The sequence below is a fragment of the Pseudomonas beijingensis genome, assembly GCF_030687295.1.
GTDB classification, from domain to species: domain Bacteria; phylum Pseudomonadota; class Gammaproteobacteria; order Pseudomonadales; family Pseudomonadaceae; genus Aquipseudomonas; species Aquipseudomonas beijingensis.
On the sequence record NZ_CP117425.1, the window covers coordinates 5,206,845 to 5,225,834 of the forward strand.

Annotated in this window: 25 protein-coding genes and 1 pseudogene; 10 read left to right on the forward strand and 16 right to left on the reverse strand. The window is 52.0% G+C overall.

Annotation, left to right across the window (positions count from 1 at the left end):
- Positions 1 to 32 precede the first annotated feature (32 nt).
- Positions 33 to 185, reverse strand: a complete 153-nt coding sequence (locus tag PSH84_RS23165) for a hypothetical protein (RefSeq protein WP_305467683.1) — start codon at positions 183 to 185, stop codon at positions 33 to 35.
- 266 nt (positions 186 to 451) lie between these two features.
- Here PSH84_RS23165 and PSH84_RS23170 point away from each other — a divergent pair, with 266 nt between their 5' ends.
- Positions 452 to 1,228: an APH(3')-II family aminoglycoside O-phosphotransferase gene (locus PSH84_RS23170; RefSeq protein WP_305483194.1), complete on the forward strand. Its 777-nt coding sequence runs from the start codon at positions 452 to 454 to the stop codon at positions 1,226 to 1,228.
- A gap of 811 nt (positions 1,229 to 2,039) precedes the next feature.
- Here the strand turns inward: PSH84_RS23170 and PSH84_RS23175 are convergent.
- The 3 genes from PSH84_RS23175 to PSH84_RS23185 form a co-directional block, all read right to left on the reverse strand.
- Positions 2,040 to 2,711, reverse strand: coding sequence for a hypothetical protein (locus PSH84_RS23175; RefSeq protein WP_122568441.1), 672 nt, complete (start codon positions 2,709 to 2,711; stop codon positions 2,040 to 2,042).
- A gap of 217 nt (positions 2,712 to 2,928) precedes the next feature.
- Complete coding sequence (locus PSH84_RS23180; RefSeq protein WP_305467685.1) at positions 2,929 to 3,297, reverse strand: hypothetical protein; 369 nt, start codon at positions 3,295 to 3,297, stop codon at positions 2,929 to 2,931.
- Between the two features lie 49 nt (positions 3,298 to 3,346).
- Entirely contained in the window at positions 3,347 to 3,757 is a 411-nt protein-coding gene (locus PSH84_RS23185) for a hypothetical protein (protein WP_122568440.1), read from the reverse strand.
- 181 nt (positions 3,758 to 3,938) lie between these two features.
- On the opposite strand from PSH84_RS23185, the gene PSH84_RS23190 reads away from it, so the two are divergent.
- The gene (locus PSH84_RS23190; protein ID WP_305467687.1) at positions 3,939 to 4,382 is read left to right on the forward strand and encodes a hypothetical protein; all 444 of its coding nucleotides are present in this window, start codon (positions 3,939 to 3,941) and stop codon (positions 4,380 to 4,382) included.
- Between the two features lie 30 nt (positions 4,383 to 4,412).
- On the opposite strand, the gene PSH84_RS23195 is transcribed toward PSH84_RS23190, so the two are convergent.
- Positions 4,413 to 4,862 (reverse strand): PACE efflux transporter, encoded by a 450-nt coding sequence (locus PSH84_RS23195; protein ID WP_122568438.1) that lies wholly within the window; start codon positions 4,860 to 4,862, stop codon positions 4,413 to 4,415.
- A gap of 107 nt (positions 4,863 to 4,969) precedes the next feature.
- Here PSH84_RS23195 and PSH84_RS23200 point away from each other — a divergent pair, with 107 nt between their 5' ends.
- Positions 4,970 to 5,908, forward strand: coding sequence for a LysR substrate-binding domain-containing protein (locus tag PSH84_RS23200; RefSeq protein WP_122568437.1), 939 nt, complete (start codon positions 4,970 to 4,972; stop codon positions 5,906 to 5,908).
- A 90-nt stretch (positions 5,909 to 5,998) separates the two neighbouring features.
- Here PSH84_RS23200 and PSH84_RS23205 read toward each other — a convergent pair whose 3' ends face one another.
- Both PSH84_RS23205 and PSH84_RS23210 read right to left on the reverse strand, forming a co-directional pair.
- The gene (locus tag PSH84_RS23205) at positions 5,999 to 6,211 is read right to left on the reverse strand and encodes a hypothetical protein (RefSeq protein WP_122568436.1); all 213 of its coding nucleotides are present in this window, start codon (positions 6,209 to 6,211) and stop codon (positions 5,999 to 6,001) included.
- A 157-nt stretch (positions 6,212 to 6,368) separates the two neighbouring features.
- The gene (locus PSH84_RS23210; RefSeq protein ID WP_305481857.1) at positions 6,369 to 6,875 is read right to left on the reverse strand and encodes a P-loop nucleotide/nucleoside kinase family protein; all 507 of its coding nucleotides are present in this window, start codon (positions 6,873 to 6,875) and stop codon (positions 6,369 to 6,371) included.
- Between the two features lie 209 nt (positions 6,876 to 7,084).
- Between PSH84_RS23210 and PSH84_RS23215 the strand changes: the two genes are divergently transcribed.
- From PSH84_RS23215 to PSH84_RS23225, 3 genes are all read left to right on the forward strand, one after another.
- Positions 7,085 to 7,942: an AraC family transcriptional regulator gene (locus PSH84_RS23215; RefSeq protein ID WP_122568434.1), complete on the forward strand. Its 858-nt coding sequence runs from the start codon at positions 7,085 to 7,087 to the stop codon at positions 7,940 to 7,942.
- A gap of 29 nt (positions 7,943 to 7,971) precedes the next feature.
- Positions 7,972 to 8,229 (forward strand): DUF6434 domain-containing protein, encoded by a 258-nt coding sequence (locus PSH84_RS23220; RefSeq protein ID WP_122568433.1) that lies wholly within the window; start codon positions 7,972 to 7,974, stop codon positions 8,227 to 8,229.
- Positions 8,230 to 8,392: 163 nt separating this feature from the next.
- Positions 8,393 to 9,562, forward strand: a complete 1,170-nt coding sequence (locus PSH84_RS23225) for a hypothetical protein (RefSeq protein WP_163006846.1) — start codon at positions 8,393 to 8,395, stop codon at positions 9,560 to 9,562.
- 113 nt (positions 9,563 to 9,675) lie between these two features.
- On the opposite strand, the gene PSH84_RS23230 is transcribed toward PSH84_RS23225, so the two are convergent.
- The 4 genes from PSH84_RS23230 to PSH84_RS23245 form a co-directional block, all read right to left on the reverse strand.
- Positions 9,676 to 9,876 (reverse strand): hypothetical protein, encoded by a 201-nt coding sequence (locus PSH84_RS23230; RefSeq protein WP_122565996.1) that lies wholly within the window; start codon positions 9,874 to 9,876, stop codon positions 9,676 to 9,678.
- A gap of 217 nt (positions 9,877 to 10,093) precedes the next feature.
- Positions 10,094 to 10,309: a hypothetical protein gene (locus tag PSH84_RS23235; protein ID WP_122565997.1), complete on the reverse strand. Its 216-nt coding sequence runs from the start codon at positions 10,307 to 10,309 to the stop codon at positions 10,094 to 10,096.
- A gap of 61 nt (positions 10,310 to 10,370) precedes the next feature.
- Positions 10,371 to 10,916: a hypothetical protein gene (locus PSH84_RS23240; RefSeq protein WP_305481858.1), complete on the reverse strand. Its 546-nt coding sequence runs from the start codon at positions 10,914 to 10,916 to the stop codon at positions 10,371 to 10,373.
- Between the two features lie 480 nt (positions 10,917 to 11,396).
- Complete coding sequence (locus PSH84_RS23245; protein WP_122566000.1) at positions 11,397 to 12,167, reverse strand: hypothetical protein; 771 nt, start codon at positions 12,165 to 12,167, stop codon at positions 11,397 to 11,399.
- Between the two features lie 327 nt (positions 12,168 to 12,494).
- Here PSH84_RS23245 and PSH84_RS23250 point away from each other — a divergent pair, with 327 nt between their 5' ends.
- From PSH84_RS23250 to PSH84_RS23260, 3 genes and pseudogenes are all read left to right on the forward strand, one after another.
- A complete protein-coding gene (locus PSH84_RS23250) occupies positions 12,495 to 12,920 on the forward strand; it encodes a hypothetical protein (protein ID WP_240998435.1) in 426 nt (141 codons plus the stop codon).
- A gap of 280 nt (positions 12,921 to 13,200) precedes the next feature.
- Positions 13,201 to 13,495 (forward strand): annotated as a pseudogene (locus PSH84_RS23255) (type II toxin-antitoxin system RelE/ParE family toxin).
- A gap of 2 nt (positions 13,496 to 13,497) precedes the next feature.
- Positions 13,498 to 13,806 (forward strand): addiction module antidote protein, encoded by a 309-nt coding sequence (locus PSH84_RS23260; RefSeq protein WP_038858737.1) that lies wholly within the window; start codon positions 13,498 to 13,500, stop codon positions 13,804 to 13,806.
- 124 nt (positions 13,807 to 13,930) lie between these two features.
- On the opposite strand, the gene PSH84_RS23265 is transcribed toward PSH84_RS23260, so the two are convergent.
- Positions 13,931 to 14,203: a hypothetical protein gene (locus tag PSH84_RS23265; RefSeq protein WP_003203821.1), complete on the reverse strand. Its 273-nt coding sequence runs from the start codon at positions 14,201 to 14,203 to the stop codon at positions 13,931 to 13,933.
- Between the two features lie 581 nt (positions 14,204 to 14,784).
- Entirely contained in the window at positions 14,785 to 15,903 is a 1,119-nt protein-coding gene (locus PSH84_RS23270) for a TIR domain-containing protein (RefSeq protein WP_305481859.1), read from the reverse strand.
- Positions 15,904 to 16,180: 277 nt separating this feature from the next.
- Between PSH84_RS23270 and PSH84_RS28830 the strand changes: the two genes are divergently transcribed.
- A complete protein-coding gene (locus PSH84_RS28830) occupies positions 16,181 to 16,411 on the forward strand; it encodes a transposase (RefSeq protein ID WP_369530555.1) in 231 nt (76 codons plus the stop codon).
- 394 nt (positions 16,412 to 16,805) lie between these two features.
- Here PSH84_RS28830 and PSH84_RS23275 read toward each other — a convergent pair whose 3' ends face one another.
- The 3 genes from PSH84_RS23275 to PSH84_RS23285 all read right to left on the reverse strand — a co-directional run bounded on the left by PSH84_RS23275 (position 16,806) and on the right by PSH84_RS23285 (position 18,815).
- On the reverse strand, positions 16,806 to 17,669 hold the full coding sequence (locus tag PSH84_RS23275) for a DUF4231 domain-containing protein (protein WP_305481860.1): 864 nt from the start codon (positions 17,667 to 17,669) through the stop codon (positions 16,806 to 16,808).
- Positions 17,670 to 17,686: 17 nt separating this feature from the next.
- Positions 17,687 to 18,094, reverse strand: coding sequence for a TIR domain-containing protein (locus tag PSH84_RS23280; RefSeq protein ID WP_305481861.1), 408 nt, complete (start codon positions 18,092 to 18,094; stop codon positions 17,687 to 17,689).
- 493 nt (positions 18,095 to 18,587) lie between these two features.
- A complete protein-coding gene (locus PSH84_RS23285) occupies positions 18,588 to 18,815 on the reverse strand; it encodes a hypothetical protein (protein WP_305481862.1) in 228 nt (75 codons plus the stop codon).
- Between the last annotated feature and the right edge of the window lie 175 nt (positions 18,816 to 18,990).

The following is an 18,990-nucleotide window of genomic DNA, read 5'->3' on the forward strand; positions in this document are numbered from 1 at the left end:
TGGAATTTTTGCGGAGCAGAATCAGCCGATGCTCAACTATCCCGATGACCTAAATGTTGTTTTTTTACACCATCCCTAGCCTTTCGCTCGAAATAGGCATGAACAAACCACAAAGCCAGGGCAAACCCGGCAAAGCCAAAAATGAAGAGCAACACTTCTATTGCAGTACCTTCATGAGAAAACATTGTGCTCACCTCGTCCTTAAGTGGGTGGACCGAAAATCGCCACGCTCGAAATCTCTCGTAACAATCCGAACATTTTCAGGGTAGTCGTCATCAACCTGCGTGACAACCCTTTATCCCCGTACAACCCCCGGTCTAGACCAGTCGCCGACCAATGACACCCTGCCCCGGCGGGCCAATGTGTGGTTTCATAACGGTCGGTCCAGACCCTCCAAGGAGCTGTGGTGAACACCAAGGACGAATCAACCACCACCCCGCTACACGAAGAAATGATCGCGAAACTCCCGAGCAGCTGGCGGCAGCGCTTCAAGCATCACAGCTGGCAGCAAATGACCGTCGGCTGTTCGGATGCCGCAGTCTTTCGCCTGAATGCTTTCGGCGCACCCGCCCTGTTCATCAAGACAGAACCCGCCGGACCGTTAAGCGAGCTACGCGACGAAGCGGCTAGGCTGCGTTGGCTGGCCTCTACCGGCACCCCTTGCGCCCATGTCCTCGATGAAGCCCACGACACGGACAGGGGCTGGCTGTTGTTAAGCGCGGTGCCGGGGGTTGACCTGCTGTCGGCCCCCATCGACGCGGTGGTCAAGGTCAACATCATGGCCGACGCCCTGCGCCAACTCCATCAACTCGACCCGGTCGATTGCCCCTTCGACCATAGCCCCAGCCATCGCATTGCCAAGGCCCGAGCCCGAATGGAAGCCGGGCTTGTCGATCAGGAGGAATTGGACGAAGAGCACCAGGGACTCGCCCCCGACTTACTCTTTGAAAAATTGCTAAACCGCCAACCAGCCGAACAAAACCTCGTCGTGACCCACGGCGACGCTTGCCTGCCCAATATCATTGTCGACAACGGTCGTTTTACGGGTTTCATTGATTGCGGTCGGCTGGGCGTTGCGGATCGATATCAGGACCTGGCGTTGACAACTCGGGACATTGCCGAGGAACTGGGAGAACAATGGGTAGCGCCATTTCTGCGGCGATACGCAGTGCTGGAAGTCGATCAGGACCGAATTTATTTTTATCGGCTTCTGGATGAGTTCTTCTAGCACCTGTAACAAGGGGGGCGGATTTATTTCCCAGGCAGTCTCAACTGATCCAAGCAAAACCGCTCTCCCTTCAAGAAACGCGTCAACACAGCACTAGAATCCATCCCCTTTTATTTCCGGTCTACGCATTCGATTGGAATCGGCTAATGACCATCGGGACCGCTAGTGCTGACGCTAGATACAGCCCACGCCAGACGCAATGCAGAGGTTTATAAACTCTTCTGATCAATCCCAGCCCATCCGAGCGATTGAGAAAACGACTCGTCCAAGACTACCTCCTGGGTCGGAGATACGTTTTTATCGATACCAATCGTCCTGAATCTTAAAACGCTGCCCTGGAGCATCTGTTTAAGAATTGCCTTGGCTCTGTCCCCTCCAGTCACTGCGCAACCACCCAATATTTTGTGAATATTCAAACCCTGCGCCTGGGCTTGCCTTGTGAGCTCCGAACGTGGCCTCAACACATATTCCAGAGATGGCTTCCCCAAGATCATAGGGGTCTCCTGAGACGAGATTGTCCATACCTCGTTCTGATCAATCCATATTTGAGCCGTTACGATCGGAATCCGAACATCTCCATTGGACATCAGTCCGACGTAGATCTCTTCGCCCTCTTTACGTACAACTGGAAATATGTTCGAAGTATTAAGAAACGAGTTACCCGCTGTGTAATTTCCAGTTGTGACGATCAAACTGGTTCTTTTGGGGAATACTTCACTCTCACTGGATATCTTCCAGGCGGGCCCCGTCGTGCACCCGCTCAGAATCGCGATTGCGAACGCAACGACCACAGTCCGTATCATGCTGTCTCCTAAACCCAATTGTCGTAGCGATTAAGCAGAATATTATCCATCTGCCTGAGGCTGATTTCCCGGCCAAGTTCCTCTTCAAACAGGCTACGAACGCGTATGTAGAAGCCTACGTAGGTCGCGTAGTTTTTTGACATGCCCGCCGTGGTCGGAGCGAAAACCAGCCCCTCCTCATCCACGATCCACTTCAGCGCTTCCCTGGCTCGCGAATCAACCATTGGAAACAACGTCGGATAATGGAAATGCAAATACTTCGAAGCGAAGCTGCTCGCGTCCTTGTTCGTGACGGCACTGATGGCCTCGCAGAGCCGGGAATGCACCTTATCCACGGCGGTACAGACAGATCCGGCCAGCCTTTCCCCGACTGGAAGAAGGGACGCTTCCAACCCTACGTCTGAGCTGCAAATAGATTTAGCCAACCGCGAATAGAAGCCTCCTGTGGAGCCCTCATAGCCATCCTCCTCATCCTTGGTGCGGCGCTCGACCGATGCCGCCAGACTGCGACCGATGATCAGCGCCTTTGAAGCCACCTGCGCATGATCGGTATGGCTGGGATTTTCTCGCACGAAGCTGTAGAGCGCTTTGTTGGCTGGTATGAATATGCCACACCCCTGGTCCGTGCCGATGAACTCGTCAGTCAAGTAATGGCGTTTTTCCTTTTGTAAAAATTGCATGCGCCTCTCCTTAGGTGAGCGCTAATCATGCCACTTAATCGCCACTATCTGGGAGAACTGCGGCCTTCGCCCGAGCTGTTTGCGCTCCTACCACTCGAACAGACCATCAAGAGGGAAATGCGCAAAAACCACGATTAAAGTTTACCTATAATCGTGGTCTGTTCAGGTTTGCCCTGTTCACGCCAATTTTCAATTGCAAACGCGTTGAGCTATTGACCTATTCAACGGCCGAACGGCTGTTGCGCCAGAACAGGTACGCCAACCCAACCGGTGCTACGAAAATCGCGAACGACCAGCACATGGCCATGGTGAAAACCTTCACGATCAGCATGAACAGTGCGTTCACGAAAAAAACATTGTTGCCCATGATGTAGCCGACAACGCTTTCGTAGACGAATCGAGAATACGGATATAGTAATGTGTTGATGATCGCCAATACGATCAGCCCAGGCTTCGCGTCGATTCCACCAGGGCCGTTGGCCGCCAGAGAGATGATCATCACGGTGAACACCAGCCCAAAAAGAAACTGGCGGATGTAGTAGCTGGTCGTAAGACCGCCAAAAGTCTTGGCGAAAAATGAGTGCATAAGAGATCCCTCTAGAATGCTGATTTAAACGAGGTGCCCAAAAATGGGTTCAACCGCGAATGCGGCGCTCTGTGAAGTCATAATCTTCCTGGCAATCGCCGGAAGGGTCTGACGCCACACTGACGTAATGCACCGTGTCGGCATCGATCAACTTGTACGTATAGACATCTGGCATACGCACGCCATCGGTTCTCAATTCGTTCTTGCCATTGGCAGCTGACCAGGTGCCATGTTCGGCTTGAATCGGCTGAGTCTGCTGGGCATCCCGGAAAAAGGTGATGGTGAAACGACCGTCGGGCTTGAAGTCATTTTTCCAGGAGAGGAACTGGCATTTGCCGTTTTCTGTCCGCAGGCCTTTCCATGAACCAATCAAGGATGGATCATTGGCCGGCTTGTTGGCGGCGCAGCCACCGAGAGTGGCAGCCAGGATGACAAGAGCCAGGGAGAAACTCCGTTTCACGTAATACTTCCTTATTCAAATGAAATGCAGCGCGTTGCGAATACCCCGCGTCGAGCCAAATTGTAACGACTTTCGGCCAGGAATGGCTCGCCTGGTGAACGGTCCCTGGCTCTGATGTAAGCAAGGGCGTCCTTGGAGTAGCCTTTGCCAGACGATGACTTTTATACAGCAGGGAGAGCTGATGAAATTCCACCCACTTCGATTAGAAGCTCGAGACTTGAGCTTGGCCCTTTTTGCCGTCAGCCTCATGCTGCCAGCCATCAACACGCGAAACGAAGTATGGGAATTTGAGAGCGTCACCTACGGCTACGAAGCTCTTTGCTTCGGGTTTCTAGCACTACTGGGTGATAGTGCTGCTTGGTTGGCCAATCCCTTCTTCATCGTGGCATTTTTCTCACACAAGAGTGCGAGACGACGCCTGATCAGCGCCTTGTGCGCCACCCTCCTCGGTCTATCGTCGTATCTGTACACGAGCATGTGGAATGATGGAGACGGACGAGTGACCGTCACGGGCTACAGCTACGGATTCTACGTATGGCTGTCCTCTTTTTTATGGCTGGTGCTATTAGCGACTCGAAAAACCATAAGAGAGAGCCAGGCAGGTGCCTGCCTGGATCCCCGATAACGTTTCGCCTGGGCAAATCATGCGCCTGCCTCAGCGGGCGCTAGAGACAGAACCCTGATCAGCCTGCGCCGAAAGCGGAACATCAAACACTCGATCGAACACCCATTGAAAAACCAGCGCGTAAAAAAAGAAAAATACGAACAGCCCCAGATTAGTCACCAGCGCCAGCCACAAGCTGATGCCCAACCAGGCCCCAATCACCGGGGTAAGAATCAACGTCAAGCCGCCTTCAAATCCCAGGGAGTGAAGCAACCGTCGCTGCCAGTTGCGCTGACGGCTGGGTTGGCGGCGCTCCCACCACTCGAACAGACCGTTGAAAAGCATATTCCAGGCCAGCGCGACGGCAGAAATCACCAGCGACAGCAGGGTTGAATAGCCCATCCCTTGTTCGTAGGTCAGTGCCAGCGCCGGTGCCACGAACAGCACACCGCCGGCTTCGTAGAGGATGGCCTGGAGGATTTTACGGGGCGTGCCTTGCATCGGCAGGTTCCTTAAGAGGGGGTTGGGAGACCACAGCCTGGCAAGTTGAGCCCCTGCGCACAATTGAGCTAAATTGAGCCACGCTCAACCTGAGTAACCTACCCGCCATGTTCGCCAAACTGCCCCTCACCGCCTTGCGCGGCTTCGAGTCCGCCGCACGGCTGGGCAGCTTCAAGGCGGCGGCCCAGGAACTGAACATCAGCCCGGCGGCGATCTCCCATCAGGTCAAAAGCCTTGAAGCCTTCCTTGGCGTGCGTCTGTTCGAGCGCTCCAGCCAAAACGTGCGCCTGAGCGCCGACGGCGAGCGCCTTCACCCTTACATGCACCGCGCTCTGCTCGATATCCAGCAGGGTCTGCAAATACTGTCGCCATCGTGTACCGCGCAGTCCCTGGTGGTGAGCACAACGCCAGCGTTCGCCAGCCTGTGGCTGATACCCCGACTCGGGGACTTTCATCGGTTGCACCCGGAGATCGACGTCAGCCTGCACAGCAGCAACGACGTGGTCGACCTGCGACGAGACGCCAGCATCGACTTGGCAATCCGCGCCCTGTTCAGGCCGGACCCACAGCTGTTCGAACAGCCTTTGCTGGATGAGCACTTCGGCGTTTACTGCCGCCCCGGGTGGCAACCGCCCACAGCGAGCTCACCTATCGAACTGATCGACGTGCCGTGGCTGAGTAGCGCGAACGTAGCGGTTGACTGGCCGGCATGGTGCGCCAAGGCCGACACCCTCGACTGGCTGGAGAACGCGCGTTTCCGGCGTTATGACGAAGAGCAGCATGCCCTGCAGGCGGCAATCGCCGGGCACGGGCTGGTGCTCGCCAGCAATGTGCTGGTTGCTGAGGCTGTTGCGAATGGGCAGTTGGTTGATTATCGCCCTGAGGTCCGCTTGGCGGGTGCGCGGTATACGGTGGTGTGCGTGCCGGGGCGGGAGCGGCAGGTGGAGGTGCGGGTGTTTAGTGAGTGGTTGTTGGGGCGGCGCATCGCAGAACCGGATGCGCCTGCCCGCCTCACCCCGAACCAAGAAGGGAAATCTATCCCCTGAATCTGTGGCCGTACGAGCCTAACTGATCCCTGTAGCCTCTTCCGTACAGAAGAACAACGAAGCTCGATCCGCCCTCTTCCTTCCGCGCCCTCAGGGAAGAGGCGGATTCGCCGAGAAATTCGTAGGGATATTGAGAAAGGCATGCCAAGCATCTACAGCGTCATGATGCCGCTGGGTAGCATCCTCCCAAGAAGGACCGGATACCTCTTTCGCAGAAACTAGCATCATCATTTTTATCGTTGCGGCATCCAGCTCTTTGAGAAGCTCATGGGATGTGGCCCTGAATTCTTCGAACGACGTCATTCCATTTACCTCGGGCGGTGTTCACCGCCATTGGGGAATACATATTCCTCGATGAGTTGAGTCCCCCGGGCGGCAGTAATTCCAAAGGGTCGGACCGCCGGTCAATTCTTTACGAGGCGATGCTCACAACCTGCTGGGGTCTGTCCTTGGAATTGCGCTACTCATTAGGCAGGAATCGGTTGATGATCATCGAGACCGCTTGCATTGAAGAGACCAGGGCTGTGTCTACGCAAAACGGAACTTCATCCCACGGCTCATATTCATGATCCAGTACAGACTGCCAGGTGGGTGGCGTCAGCCCAGGAATGTCACCTCTCCTGGTTTCTACCCGGCACTGATGTTCATGTTTATCGGAGCAGATCACTTGGATATTTGCCAACCGACTACCCGCCCGTGAGGCAACTTCGCTCCACGCGATTCGGCTTTCGAGGACGGGATTGACACAATCAACGATGACTGTGCGACCCAAACGAAGATTACTCAGGGCGAGCTCATTGGCAACCATATAGCCACTGCGCCCCACATCGTGCGCAAGCGCGCCCGAGTTTCGAATCGCCTGCTCAATCGTATCGATCCGCAGATACACGGCGCCTGTTGTAGCGGCGAGATCATTGGCGATAGTCGTTTTTCCGGTGCCGGGAAGGCCGCTGAAGACGATGAGCATTCGGTGTCCTTCGATAAGTGAGTTAATCCAGTGTAGGCAGTAGCCTTATGACTCGTTCTTGATAGGCACCAATGAGCCTTCGTAAACCATAGCGAAGAGACGTGAGGGTCGTTCATACGCTCCAGCATGGAAAGCAGAAACCGCAAGAACGATCAAATGCTGTCCCCATTCATTTGATAACGTCGCTTCAGCATTCATGGAGATTCGTCATGCTGAGTATCGAAAGGGCCCTGTGGTACATCGAGTTGGAGCTGGGATCCCAACTCGATCTGGGACGTGTCGCGCGCCATTGCAACCTGTCTCCCTTTGCCTTGGCCCGTTTGTTTGCACTGTCGACGGGCTGGTCGGTGATGCGTTACATCCGCGCACGGCGTTTGAGCCAAGCAGCACTGACCTTGCGTCGAGGTGCGCCGGATATCCTGCAAGTAGCGCTGGATGCAGGCTACAGCTCCCATGAAGCTTTTACGCGCGCCTTCTGCGATCTGTTTGGCTTCACTCCGAAGCAGGTGCGTGGGCACGAGGACGTACATCTCTCGCTGGTGGAGCCATTACGTATGAAAGAAAGGAAGCTCACAACACTCTCTGAACCTCGCTTTGAAACGAAAGCAGCATTTTTCATCGCAGGTCTGGGGGAGCGTTTTACCTTCGATAAGAACGAAGGCATCGTCGGCTTATGGCAAGCGTTCTCCCCCTACTTGGGACAGGTACCCGATCAGGTAAACAACTGGAGCTATGGCTTGTGCTGCAATCCTGAACTGGACGGTAGTTTTGAGTACATTGCTGGCACAGAGGTGTCCTGCGTCGACGGTCTGCCTCCGGCTTTTCGGTATTTCAGGGTGCCACGGCAAGACTATGTGGTGTTTCGACACCAAGGCCATATCTCGACGATCCATCAGACGTTCTTCACCATTTTCAATCACTGGTTGCCTGAATCCGAATACGAACTTGCCGACGCGCCTGAGTTCGAGCAGTACAGTCCGGATTTCGAACCTTCCCGAGGGACGGGTTACGTGGACGTGTGGATACCGCTTGCAAAACGCCAAGCATCCCATGCCATGGACTCATGAATCAGACCACTCAGCATGGAGCCTGCCCCATGAGTTTTAATTGGCACAGCGATCAGCTCACAAGAGAGACGCCAGTTTGCAAGCATTACCGAAACACACAGAACGTCCGCAGATTCATGGTGGAGCACTGCGGCGCGAAGTTTAAATTTGATAGAGGCTTTATGGCCTGGATACGTGATGGCGTACCTAAAACACTGGGAGAAGTTGTCGATGAGTGGCGGCAGCGGAATGGTGATGGCATTGAACACAGGCCAAACACTGTAGATGCTCAAACGGGGGCCACTTGAAACCGGGAACAGACCCAGCCCTCACAAATTCCAATGCCTGAGCTTCTTGATTCATCTGTTCGGAATGCGCGCTCAAATATCTCCCGACAATCGGATTGCGATTTGACGACTACGTTTTCTCGACTATATTAAAATGCAAAATTAAATTTCGGGATGGAATCCGATGAACTATCTTAACAGCTATGATCCGAGTGAAATCTTAAACAGCACAATACTATCACTTGCACCAAACAACGTTATCATACAAGAACGCAATACCGTATTTTTTGGCGGACCTAAATCGAGCAATCCGTCCCCAGCCATCCATAGTGGCGGCTATCCGTTTACCTCGCTCGGTCAATTAGGTGGGTTCTACCTGAGTTCTTCGCGCCAAGAGAGCGTGGCAATAAATCAGCTCCAAAACAGGCACTGCGTCCCCTACAACCCTCACGCTCAATACGCTTCTTGGCGTACCGATCAATTAGTTCTCCTCGACACGGATGATGTTCAACAAATAAAGAATGCCTTGAACGCCGATGCATATTTCACCTCGGGCAGCTCTATTCAGCCAAACTTCAACTTCTCCAACCCCGTATCAAAGAGTGCTGGCGATTACATCGCCAAAAACCTTCATCTACTCGGCCCTAACCATCCAAATATAAAACAGTGCGTGCATGCGTTATCTAAAGATCCGGCCGCGTATTCTGAGGTTTCCGGCTGGTTAAAATTTCGCAAAAACGACGTAAAATCTGGCAATAGACTTAACAACCATTATTCAAATTTAAGAGATTCAAATGCCAAACACTACGCATCGGAGAACAGAGGAGAATATGGCGCTGCCAAACTAATGGTAACCGTTATGGGTACCCACTATCAGCTGAAAATTGGCAAAGCCTCATCAGGGCGAACCAATGGGATAGACCAAATATGGGTCAAGCGAAATTTGCGAACAGGCGCGGTGGAGGAGTACCTCATTGTCGAATGTAAAGGAAGTGTGGACGCCCATCTCGGCGATGCCAGTTATGGTCGACAAATGTCTACACGCTGGGTTTTTTATTGCTTGCTCGGCCTGCTTGGAAGCAACGGAAACTTGGCAAGCACATCAACTTCAGACGTATACGCAAAGAAAGCGTTGGTTAATAAAATCTTGCTTGCCCTGATTAATCCAGGCATTCCAGTGCGGGGCATGATTGTTCAACCCATGAGAAAGTCCAAGACCGACCCGGACTCCATAGATGTCTATGAGCTTGGAACCTATAGTTTAATCAATGAATTTAACGCTGCTTGGCAAGAGTGTTATGGGACGTCATCCAGTGCCCCCACCCAGCAGGTTGTCACTGGATTCAGGCTTTAAAAATTGGACTGGAGCGTCAGTAAACCGGGGAGTAAACCGGGGACAGACCACGATTTGGGCCCCTTGTAATAGGTCCGTGTCACATCGTGAGCGCCCCCATTTCCCTTCAAGCATTAATGAAGAACCCTGCGGCTCTCCCCAACCCTGATCCTGTCGAGCGCCCTGTTTAAAGCATCCAAGGCATCGAGCAGGGCTTTCGCCTCAGCCTCCCGACCATCACCCCAGAGGCGTTCAGCCATTTTGTTCAGTGCCTGGATAGAGCGCTCAATGTCAGCAGCCGTCGCTGTTTTGCTTTCCTGAAGTTTCTTGGGCATTGATTAATCGTCCTCGGGCGCGTTGCTTCATCGGCTTCGATGCGAATGCATCGCACGGCAGAACGCTATGCAGGGTTCCATACCTATTCCGCCGCCGATGCCCCCCAATCAGTGAGAGAACTGGGGACAAATCACGATTTTGAGTTCATCTGTAATCAGTTCGCCTCATCATCGTGATCTGCCCCGCCTCCCCTCAATCCTTTAACCCTCGCCTCACCTACTTCACACCATAGAAGTGATTCAGCACTATCAGCTCAAACACAGCCACCAACGCACAGAACGCGATGAAGCCAAGGCTGAAGACCCGCTTGGGCTTGGATGAGCCGTCGCCCAACCAGGTCGCATCGGAATCAGTGATAAACCCTATGAGAAATAGCAACAGCGTATAGATCCACGCCCTGCTCCAGAATCCCTGTGTTTTCCATTGAGTCATCCGTGCTCTTCCGCAACCCGCTTTATTCATCTACTCATGACGCCGGTTAACCAAGATCGCATTACTTGGCCTTTGCGCCCTTGATGTCACTTATGATTTTCTGAGAAATAGCCTGAACCTGCTCTTGGGTCATGGCCGACATGACACCTTCCCAAGCAGACGACGAGGTGTCATACGTTCGAGTTCCAATCAGGCGGCCTGATTTCAAGTCCGAGTAATCTGCACTGGAATTGACCCACGCATTCCCCACCATGACCCCCGCTCCGTAGCGAGCGCCTGGGGTCAGGTAACGGAAATTGGTCACGTTGATCTTGATACCGACACCGTCCTTGCCCGCTTGGCTTGATGCCTGAGTCTCTGTAAGGCTGTAGCCGGCGCGAGTCGCTTCGACTTGCAGGGCATCATTCCACTCCCGCTTCAAGCGAGGCCAGTCCTCATTTTGTTGAACCTTGCTATTTCCTTCAAAGTTCAAGACCAGGTTCTGCTTGGCTGACTCCTGAATGACGAGCGTTTCAGTCCCGCCGCTTTTTACAGAGGCAGCGCATCCGCTCAACATCAAAACAGCAACAGCACAGGACAGCGCAATCGAAAGCTTGGGTGTGTTCATTGAATTTCCATATCCACAAAATCGGTTGAGAGAGGCGTTAATATCCCGCCGAGCCAGATGGGCCCACACGCTGGACGCGCAGAATTTAGCACCATTACTTCGCTGCTACGAGCCAAGGGCGGGGTCAGCAAAAACTGGGACAGCCCGCGATATTGCGTACATTAATTTGGCGGTCTCACAGTCGTGTCTTGTCCGTTCTTCCCGGCGCGAAATCAGCCCCTACACAGGCGCCTATGGGCAGGTAATAGCTTTTCGAGACTGCTTCTTGGTCCACAGAAGACGACCGTTGATTCTTCCATCAGTCCATGACTCGGTAACCAGAGCGCAATGGCCGCTCAGGTTCTCAACAAACGTCCTTGGATAGCCCTCAGGCTTTTCTCCACCCAGACGCATCCAATTTGGATCTGGCGAGCTGACTGATTGATAAGGCATGCAGGCTACTAGGGTGACCAGCGAGAGAGCCAAAACTACCTTTTTCATTTAAGTCCCAATTAATTTGGCGAGTGTCCGGGCAAAACGCGGAGTATAGATTGACTGGATGTTTTCCCAGCGCGAGCTACGACGAGGACTTCCTGCAAGTGCCGCTATAGAACCCACCTCGATCGGCGGAAACCAGAAAGCTGAGGGCAGACCGCGATTTGAATTCACGTGTAATCGAATCGCCTCATAATCGTGGTCTGCCCGCGCTTTCCTTGCATCCGCAGCCCACAAAACCATTGTCGCGAGCGAGGATGAGGAGACGGGGACAGACTCCGATTTGAACTCATGATCACTTTCCAGCCCACTGTAAGGCCACCCTAGCGATGCTCGCTCCCTGCGGGCTCGGCTCGTGAAGAAGGCACCGAAACGACGGCAAGGGTTTAAATTGGACCAGGTCATATCCAAGCGTGCCTGCACCATCTCACTCTTCGCCTGAACGATCTGCCCTGCCAAACTTAGCGCCCTTCTTTTGAACTCCCTGTGAAGCGCCTGCTCCTCGGTCTCGTTTCCCAGTGGTTTAACCTTCATCTCGGAAAATGTGAAAAGCGTTTTGTCGCTGAGCACACAAAACGTGTCGCGACATTTTTGTATTTCACCCTGAAAGACAAAATCGACCGAAATGAACGCACGTTCGTCCATGTCTATGTAGTACAGCGGCTCACCCAGGAGGTTTCGAACTTTTCCGTCCTGGTGAATCCGGCCAAAGGGCGCCCCATCACTGCCCCGGCCTTTGAAGACCAGGTAGCGACCGTTTGTGTAGTTGTACGGCATTAAGGGTCCTCATTCCGAATAGACATCGGAACACATGCTTTGCCCATTCGCTGTCCCATCCATGACCCGTTCACGCAACGCTATCAGGTCAGGATTACCGATGCTCAATTTCTTCTGGCGACTGTTCGCCGAGCTGCTGACGTGTCCGGCAATTGCCACACGGGTCATCGAGCGTGCCCAGTGCACGCCCTGCGAGGGAACAGGGCGGCGCTGAGGACAGACCACGATCCTTTTTTACCCACACGAATCATCAGCATTTTTTCCAGCTTGAGATGAGGGGAACGGCATGGTCAAATAACTGATAGCCTTTTGATATGGATATTCCAATTGAAGCAATACCGCGGCCCCATCCTATTTTTTTCAGCAATGATCTCACTCTTTGTACTGCTTCAACTCTGGCATGCACGGTCTGCTTCGGAAGACAAAAAGGAGGAGCGAGAACGCCAGCTTAAAGGGACCGCGCTCATCATGAATGCCCAGTCCCCGAAGATGATCGATGACACACGTCTTGATTCGGTAACCTATAACGACGGGATCATGCGTATCTCCTACACACTTACAAAAACCTCGAAAGATGAAATCGATTCCGACGCATTTACGAAAGACAAAAAGGCCCTTGCGGCCTCAGTATCCTGCGATGAAAAAGGTCTAGGACAGTTCGTGAAGTCAGGGCTCTTGATCAAATACACGATCAATGACTCAAGCAGTGCTCCGATCACAGACTTTCAGATAGACAAGTCCGATTGCCTTTGAAGGTCAGCCCTGAATAAGCCCGCCTCTCTCGCGGGCTTTTTTATGCGTGCCGTACCCGCCCTCTCGACGTTTCCGCGCAGTCCGTAACAAGCCCTCGAATACATCCCACTGATTCCTTTTTGCTGCTACGCAAAGACTGGGGAGAGACCACGGTTTTGAGTTCACTCATCATCAGATCGTGGTCTGTCCTCGTTTCCCCCAGCCCCCCGGATCGAGAATACAGGGGGACGACCAGCATCAGCATCTTGACTTCCAGTATCCAACTGGATACGGTCCACTCATGAATTATCTCATCCAACAAACGCAGACGTTCACTGCTTGGCATTCATCGGTCCGTGATCTGCGAGCAAAATCGCTATTGCCCGCCGCATTGATCGCGCCGCAGCAGGTAACCTGGGCGATGTGAAACCTGTCGGTGATGGTATTTCAGAGTTGCGTGTGGATGTAGGCGCTGGCTATCGGGTCTATTTCACTATGCGCGGTAGTGGTCATCGTGCTACTGGCGGGTGGTGACAAGTCTTCACAGAGTGCTGATGATATCCCGGCGAGCGAAGAAATTGGCCAAGGAGATTTGAACATGAGCCAACACCTGACGACATTTGACATGGCGGCACTACTCGATAGCGACGAAGCAATCAGTGAGTACCTTTCTCAGGTGCTAGCTGATGGTGATAGCGAGGAGTTTCTCCGAGCGATCGGCTATGTCGCCAAGGCCCGAGGCATGGCGCAAATCGCTAAGGACTCTGGCATGGGGCGAGAAAGCTTGTACAAGGCGTTCGCCCCCGGGTCAAAGCCGAGATTTGATACCGTACTCAAGGTCATTCATGCGCTAGGCATTGATCTTCATGCTCAGCCTGGACATGCGGCTAATCATTCACCTGCCTGACGATCGGATTAGATACCGGGGACACACCACGATTTTGAGTTCACTTGTAATCGACCGTCTCATAATCGTAGTCGGTCCCGTTCTCCTCTTATGAAACGGGCGGTTCATAAGTCGCCCGTCTTCATTATTCCGCCGCCTGCGCCCGCAATCGTCTTCCAATCACATCCATGACATCACAACCATCGCGTAACGATGTGGTCAGCAATTTACAAAAATCAGTCAGTACCACCGTGTCTGAGCTGATGTCCGAGCGGAACGCGATATTTTCCAAGACTTGGGTCACAGTGCGGATGCGGTAATCGGCGGTTTCGAAAAGGACGTCCAGAGGCGCTTCGGTGTCGATGAGCAGGGTTGCGGGGATGCAGTCGATGCCGGTGATGGGCATGTATCGGGTCATGAGCAGTACCTTCATTCAATTGACAAGGACTACCACTCAAACGTCGCCAAACGAAAGGGTGGCAGCTGTGCTCGGGTTGGCGAACCGGGAATGAAAGCGAACCGGCAGACTCGAAAGTCTCCCGCACACAGCTGCCATAAAGCAGTCTGCAACTGCAAAAAAGCCCCGCAGTGTAGCAGGAGCTTCTGCGCTTCATTCAATCGAGTCGCCAAACCCGAATCGCCATCTGGGCGACAGGAAGACAATAGGTTGTATATCCAAATGCTGCAATGCACCGGTTTCCGAGGTTTGTGTAGGAATTTGCGTCAATGCCTTTCGCGGCACAAGTTCGAGCCTTCATAAGCCGTAGCGAAGGGACAGACGTTAAAAATTAATCTGTCTCCTTTTCCTCGTGTCCACTTTTCTCTCGCGGCAAGACCCGCCGAGAAGTGTCCCAGACCCAAAATTCCCGTGAAATGGCAGACGAGCAGCACCGAGCAGATTCTGGAGAGAGTAGTATTCCGGAATGTTTGCCTTCGACAGCGGGCATGCCCATCTTTTGGGCTAGCCCACTTCATATGCACAAATATTAAAAAAACGATCTATTCATCAATTAGACCTTCCCGTTCCAGAACAAGCCTTATTTCCTCAAATTTTGCACCAATATTTCCTGCTGGGAAGCGAATCTGACCCAACCCTTGAATATTTGAAAATTCCTGGCACCCCTCCTCCAAAAGTACTATTGCCTTTGTAAAGCCGAGCCTTCCTTGAAACAATCCAACCTCATGTATAACGTTAGTTCGCGCCTCCATAGCTCCGTCAGCTTGTTCATCTTCTGCCGTCATCACAACAAATGCAACAGCCGCAGATTCAAGCATTTGTGTCAGTCGCTGAATATTTGTTATGCCGGCTACAGGAATGCGATTAAACTCATCATAAGGAAGGCCAAGTCTGTCTTTAACAAAATCTTTTAAATCGCGCCAAGCTGGAGACCTACCGTGACCGATAAAAACATTTGTACCCACCATAGAATTTTCCTTCATTTTTTTTGTTTGACGCTGGGAATAAGAAAAAGCTTTCTGCATTACGATTAGCAAACTGCTGCAAGCTGAAGATGGCGCTTTTAAATTCATGCACTCAGCCATCACCTTGAGGTGAGGCGGAGTCATTATCCCCTGACTCACGGCTAACGAATCGCGTGAAGAAAAACTTTTTGGCCTCACAAAAGATATAAAATTGGTTTCGCTAAGCTGTCGTATTTTAGCCAGCTCATCTAAAAGTGTTTTATAAAATGGCTCGCCAGTTGCCTCAGACTCAACTGTTAGCAAAACCTCCAGCTCCCTTTTTATTTTATCAAATAATCTCACCCCTTCTAGATGATATTCTTTATAAAGAGATAAATCCGGATTACCAGCCATTCGGTGAATTTCGTTGTACACATCATCAAAAGCGTACTCCGCCCAGTGCCCACTTGTCCCACGGCCCAGCATGCTTTCAGTACCCCACTCAGAGCTGAAGTGAGCCCCAGGCGGCGGGGTTTCTAAATTGTCGTAATAGATCTTTGAATGATGGCCTATCCAGGATCCAGACCATGATTTTCCAACCTTTACCTGCGCCTCCATCAAAGCCGCAATTGGAGTTTCATCCAGCTCTTGGCCTTTTGAAATGTAGTCGTTAATTTTCGAAATTAATGTGCCAATTTCGACGTATACCTCGTCCATGCTCAATATCCATTCTTAGTGATGAAGGCAAATAATAGCGCATTGGAAGCAAACAGCCACCACCCGAATACCCCTCTAAAAGTGAGTCGCTAAGCGGCAAAGGACAGGTATTGCCGATGAGAGCCGGACAACGGCGGACAACGGCGACAGATTTATTTTCTAGCAGTCTGCCAGTTGATCCAATCGATGGAGCTCGCAAAAATCTTTCCCTTTTTCCGTCCCCTTTTTTCCGATGTCGAGATGACCCGTAGCGCTCCCCATTTCACCAACTTGTATTGTGTCCGGCACTCGACCGAAAGCCGAAAGCAACAACGAGTCACAGATTCAATCGCCAAAAAATAAGCTCAGTCGTCAGTCCGCCAGACCTGAACGTGCCCCCTGGTTGCTGGCGAGCAACCTGAAGCATAGTGAGTGGAGTCCGGCGAAAATCGTTGCGATTTATAAAAGGCGCGTGCAGATCGAAGAAAGCTTCCGGGATATAAAAATGAGCATTTGGGGTTGGGGCTGAACTAGCATAGAAGCCGTTGCCCTCGGCGCATTGACGCGCTGCTGTTGATTGCGGCTCTGGCCGACTGCCTCATATTTCTGACAAGGCTACAGGCACGTGAAGGCAAATTGGAACAGCTTTTATCGAAGCAACAGCTAAAAAGATAGACGGGGGCTTTCGTTGTGGCGCTTAGAGCTGGAATTGGCGTTGCTGCACGGACTTTGGCGGACGAGTACATTTAGAATAATTCGAGCAGGCCCTGCGCGACGAAGTGCATTATCAGGCGCAGAACCTGGAGTAAATTTGTGGGCCCCCTTCAGGGTCTGTCCCGTTTTTTCGCATAAATACAGGGTTGATTTTGACGGGAAAAAGGTGGCGGTGTCATATTCGCCACACATTGAAGACTGGCTCCCCCTTATGTATCCCGCCGCGCTATCCACTGAGTATGCTCACGTGAAAATGCATTCTCTGCATCACCAACAAATACAGAAAGCTCGCCATCCTCCATATCACTGCTGGCGGATTGCCGAATAAATCCAATCTCATGAGCGGTAAGCGCATAAGAAACAGCTAGCTCTTGATATCGCTTCGCCTGTATCCAGCTAAGCATACTTGCTGACAAAGTCACAAACACATCGGTCGGCCAATAAGGCGCGGAAGAGAACTTAATTTTACAAAGAGCCAAAATAATCGCAACAACGATAACTGTAAACAACAAAAAATAAAACAAAGCAGCTTTACGCTTATTGAAGGCAGCTTTTTTTGCATACCACGTTCGCTGCTCTACAATCCTGTTATCTCTATAATACGCTTGCCGATCAGCGGTCGAGAGTTGACGTACTCGCTCCATTTCATCGGTAATTTGAGACTCATCTAAATGCGTACTCAAACTGCCAGCCACGTCTTTGTTCGAGTCTAAAACCTGCTTAAGTCGGAGAACAAAGTTGTGGCGATCCTGTTCGTCGGGATTAGTAAACGGCTCAGCCTTGGTGATGAATCGCCACGTACTTGTTTTGACAGACTCAGCCAAAGCTCGGGCCGAATACCAGTGTCTATCCGGCTTAACAACATACAGATAGATGGCACACCCAAGCGCACCCAAGAGAACTAACGCCTGCGTAATAGCCGCCCATGGACACGACGAATTCGCTACCGAAATAACCGTCGCCAAAATGAGAAAACCCATGTTCCATTTTAGAGCATTGAAGTACGCTTTCTGTGAGTCGGCAGAAAGATCAGACGCTGATTTGTAGATAGCAGGATATTCGGAGTGATTCACGCAACCATCCAAGTCAATTAAATATACAGGCGAACAGCGTCGATTACACTTTGGCTATTCCAGTTCACCATAACGCGTGCAGCTTCCTGAACTTTTACCGGCAGCCTTTCCTGCCCCCAAGGTCGAATCCCTATAATCGTCTTATTCATCCTACGCGCCTCGGATATCTCGTAGTCGATCCAACCACTATGAGCCGCATACATACCAGCGATGATCAATACACCCTGAGCTGGATTCATCTGGCGAGTAATACCTGCCGCCAGCCCAACTGTTGTTTTATCTGGCAACGCATGGGTGCTAGGAACACTGCAATTTTTCCAAGAAAAATTTGGCGCCGCATCAAACCAGCTTTCGAGTGTAAGGTAAGCTTGTTCATATTGCCAAGCATGGCTAATGAAGAGCATACGGGTCTTTAAATCAGGCATTAATCCCCTCACAATTTTTGTTCCAGACCATGATAGCCCAACGATACCACCCCCAAAGCTCAAGAGACAAAGGTTATCAGTGCGCTTCAGAAGCACAGCGGGAAAAATGTTATAGAGAACGTACACTTCGAACTGAAATGCTCAGAGGCAAAAAAGTCGGGCGATGATCAGCTGTCACGTGCACCACTGGGGTCACTTAAGGCCGCTCCATTTCAAGTTGATAAATTCCAGCAAAATCAATGGCTTAGAGGCAATTGATAATCTCGCAAGCGACACACCACCAGATGTGAATGCTGGCATCGTCAATGCCCGCTGTCTATCGCTGCACCGTTTACCGCTCAACCCGATGATAGCAAAGTGCTCAACCCCTCTCCCGCCCCGCCCACTCGAACCACGTACAGGAAGCATAGTCGATGACGCAAAAAAATAAATCTGTCCCCTTTTTCCTTTTTCGTATCCCCTTTTTTGTCCCCTTTTTTGCGGTGACGAATAATCAGCCCCTAAAAGTAACGTGTCCTATACCGGCGGTGGCTATGGATATTAGCTCATGCTGGTGTTTCATCGAAACATCCGAAAGCGTCAGATGAGACCCACCCTGCAATGCTGCGGCGGCAAGAGATACAAGTTCGTGTTGATGCTTTGCTTTCGCGGAGAGCTGTAAAGCGGCTCCTGCGGTAAGAATGGCTACCAGTTCGTGTTGATGCTTCATTGCTAAACCCATTGTCGCTCCTTAAGGCGGCCCATGCCGGTCATCCGTAATACCCCAGCCCAAACCAAATTGCCACTACGCCGGTAGCGATGGGGCCTAGGCCGACACACACCACTTATTGACATTCGGACATCACGCTGGGCAGCGCGCGGGTTGCTACGGCGGTCGCCGCGAGAGGTTAGCGCCA

What these genes read in the sequence shown, in the direction of transcription:
- PSH84_RS23175 (WP_122568441.1), bottom strand. Translation starts at nt 2,711, where the DNA reads ATGCAATTTTTACAAAAGGAAAAACGCCATTACTTGACTGACGAGTTC.
- PSH84_RS23170 (WP_305483194.1), top strand. Translation starts at nt 452, where the DNA reads ATGATCGCGAAACTCCCGAGCAGCTGGCGGCAGCGCTTCAAGCATCAC.
- PSH84_RS23215 (WP_122568434.1), top strand. Translation starts at nt 7,085, where the DNA reads ATGCTGAGTATCGAAAGGGCCCTGTGGTACATCGAGTTGGAGCTGGGA.
- PSH84_RS23235 (WP_122565997.1), bottom strand. Translation starts at nt 10,309, where the DNA reads ATGACTCAATGGAAAACACAGGGATTCTGGAGCAGGGCGTGGATCTAT.
- PSH84_RS23280 (WP_305481861.1), bottom strand. Translation starts at nt 18,094, where the DNA reads ATGCCTGATTTAAAGACCCGTATGCTCTTCATTAGCCATGCTTGGCAA.
- PSH84_RS23225 (WP_163006846.1), top strand. Translation starts at nt 8,393, where the DNA reads ATGAACTATCTTAACAGCTATGATCCGAGTGAAATCTTAAACAGCACA.
- PSH84_RS23240 (WP_305481858.1), bottom strand. Translation starts at nt 10,916, where the DNA reads ATGAACACACCCAAGCTTTCGATTGCGCTGTCCTGTGCTGTTGCTGTT.
- PSH84_RS23190 (WP_305467687.1), top strand. Translation starts at nt 3,939, where the DNA reads ATGAAATTCCACCCACTTCGATTAGAAGCTCGAGACTTGAGCTTGGCC.
- PSH84_RS23260 (WP_038858737.1), top strand. Translation starts at nt 13,498, where the DNA reads ATGAGCCAACACCTGACGACATTTGACATGGCGGCACTACTCGATAGC.
- PSH84_RS23165 (WP_305467683.1), bottom strand. Translation starts at nt 185, where the DNA reads ATGTTTTCTCATGAAGGTACTGCAATAGAAGTGTTGCTCTTCATTTTT.
- PSH84_RS23205 (WP_122568436.1), bottom strand. Translation starts at nt 6,211, where the DNA reads ATGACGTCGTTCGAAGAATTCAGGGCCACATCCCATGAGCTTCTCAAA.
- PSH84_RS23285 (WP_305481862.1), bottom strand. Translation starts at nt 18,815, where the DNA reads ATGGGTTTAGCAATGAAGCATCAACACGAACTGGTAGCCATTCTTACC.
- PSH84_RS23230 (WP_122565996.1), bottom strand. Translation starts at nt 9,876, where the DNA reads ATGCCCAAGAAACTTCAGGAAAGCAAAACAGCGACGGCTGCTGACATT.
- PSH84_RS23270 (WP_305481859.1), bottom strand. Translation starts at nt 15,903, where the DNA reads ATGGACGAGGTATACGTCGAAATTGGCACATTAATTTCGAAAATTAAC.
- PSH84_RS23210 (WP_305481857.1), bottom strand. Translation starts at nt 6,875, where the DNA reads ATGCTCATCGTCTTCAGCGGCCTTCCCGGCACCGGAAAAACGACTATC.
- PSH84_RS23200 (WP_122568437.1), top strand. Translation starts at nt 4,970, where the DNA reads ATGTTCGCCAAACTGCCCCTCACCGCCTTGCGCGGCTTCGAGTCCGCC.
- PSH84_RS23220 (WP_122568433.1), top strand. Translation starts at nt 7,972, where the DNA reads ATGAGTTTTAATTGGCACAGCGATCAGCTCACAAGAGAGACGCCAGTT.
- PSH84_RS23265 (WP_003203821.1), bottom strand. Translation starts at nt 14,203, where the DNA reads ATGACCCGATACATGCCCATCACCGGCATCGACTGCATCCCCGCAACC.
- PSH84_RS23245 (WP_122566000.1), bottom strand. Translation starts at nt 12,167, where the DNA reads ATGCCGTACAACTACACAAACGGTCGCTACCTGGTCTTCAAAGGCCGG.
- PSH84_RS23180 (WP_305467685.1), bottom strand. Translation starts at nt 3,297, where the DNA reads ATGCACTCATTTTTCGCCAAGACTTTTGGCGGTCTTACGACCAGCTAC.
- PSH84_RS23195 (WP_122568438.1), bottom strand. Translation starts at nt 4,862, where the DNA reads ATGCAAGGCACGCCCCGTAAAATCCTCCAGGCCATCCTCTACGAAGCC.